Source organism: Amycolatopsis circi (assembly GCF_003385235.1).
In the GTDB taxonomy this organism is placed as follows: domain Bacteria; phylum Actinomycetota; class Actinomycetes; order Mycobacteriales; family Pseudonocardiaceae; genus Amycolatopsis; species Amycolatopsis circi.
This window is the reverse complement of sequence record NZ_PQIA01000288.1, coordinates 1-1627: the sequence shown is the minus strand read 5'-3', so window position 1 is coordinate 1627 and position 1627 is coordinate 1. Positions and strand designations below refer to the sequence as shown.

The 1627-nt window shown below is 71.3% G+C and carries 1 protein-coding gene and 1 pseudogene; both read left to right on the top strand.

What is annotated here, in order from left to right; translation table 11 throughout:
• On the top strand, positions 1–373 hold a 373-nt coding region (locus D0D37_RS47725; protein ID WP_208720581.1), incomplete at its 5' end, for a hypothetical protein.
• Positions 374–1431: 1058 nt separating this feature from the next.
• Positions 1432–1627: pseudogene (locus D0D37_RS46295) on the top strand (RNA polymerase sigma factor); the annotation flags it as partial.

Below are 1627 nucleotides of genomic sequence, written 5' to 3'. Positions count from 1 at the left end.
CGCGGCTTGGCGGGTCTCGGGGAGGGATCTGCTGGGTTGGCGGGTTTCGCGGGCTGGTTCAGCGGAGCTGGCGAACCGGCTCGCGTGCTGGCGCGGCTTGGCGGGTCTCGGGGAGGGATCTGCTGGGTTGGCGGGTTTCGCGGGCTGGTTCAGCGGAGCTGGCGAACCGGCTCGCGTGCTGGCGCGGCTTGGCGGGTCTCGGGGAGGGATCTGCTGGGCTGGCGGGTTTCGCGGGCCGGTTCGGCGGAATTGGCGGATCGGCTTGCGGGTTGCCGCGGCTTGGCGGGTCTCGGGGAGGGATCTGCTGGGCTGGCGGGTTTCGCGGGCCGGTTCGGCGGAATTGGCGGATCGGCTTGCGGGCCTGTCCGGTTGAGCGGGCTTCGGGGAGGAGTTCGTTCGGCTGGCTGGGTTTTGCGAGGCGGTTCGGCGGACTGGCTTGCGGGCTGGCGCGGTTGGACGGGTCCGGGGAGGGGCCTGTTCGGTTGGCGGGCTACGCGAGCCGGTTCGGCGGTACTGGCGGATCGGCTTGCGGGCCTGTCCGGCTGAGCGGGCTTCGGGGAGGAGTTCGTGCGGCTGGCCGGGTTTGCGGGCGGGTTCGGCGCGGGACTGGCGGGTTAGCTCCCGGGCTGTCCGGCCGCGGATCTCGGGGAGGGATTCGTTGGTCGGCGGGCTTGCGAGTTGGTCCGGCGGAACCGGGGGTGGCTTGCGGCTTGGTCTGGCCGGGCGGGTTCGGGGAGGAATCCGCCCGACCAGACCAGGCCGCGAGCGGACCTGACCGGCTCGATCGGATCGGACCCTGGGGAGGGGCCGATCCGGTCGACGGTCTGGTCGGCGGGACTGGTGAATCAGCTGGCAGCTTCCGGGCCGGTGCGGGCGGACGGGTTCTGGGGAGGGATCCGTCCGGCCGAGCCGGGCCGGCGGGGCGCGATGGGTCGTTGGGGGACTCATCGGGTCCGACGGAGCTGTCGGGGCACGGCCGTGCCGGAGGGGGGAGCCCTGCCGGTCGTGTCCCGGCACCCAGCCGAAGCACCGGGCTCGAACGGACCGGCTGGACCTGCGCGAACAGGCCCATCGCGCCGAACGAAAACCGCACGGCCACCGCACCGAGCAGCACCAAGCAGCACCAAGCAGCACCGAAAACAGCACCAAAGCCGCCCCAAAACCGGCTCAATCGAAAATTCACCCGAGCAAAGTCAGAGATCGATGTATCCCAGAGCCAGTTGTTCGCTCCTCAACCAAGAGCCCACCCACGGGGCACACACCGTGCCCCGGTACACCATCCGCATCACCGAACCCACCGAAAGAGCGCGCACAATTCACGATCGATCCGGTACCCGACCGGAGAGGCGACCCGCGACGGGCCCGGCCGTGCCGACACGACCGGTGGCTTGCTCGCCTGGGCCGGCCCACCTCCGGAGTGAGGCAGCTACGGTGACCGACGTGCACACCACCGAGGTAGACCCGCCCTGGGAAGGCCTGACCGGCGCCGACCTGCACGCCGCTTGCATGGAAGCGGCGCGGGACGGCGATCGGCGCGCCATGGCGAAACTTGTCGACGAGCTGACGCCGCTCGTCTGGCACGTCGCGCGCGCCAACGGGCTCGACCGGCAGCTGGCCGAGGACGTGG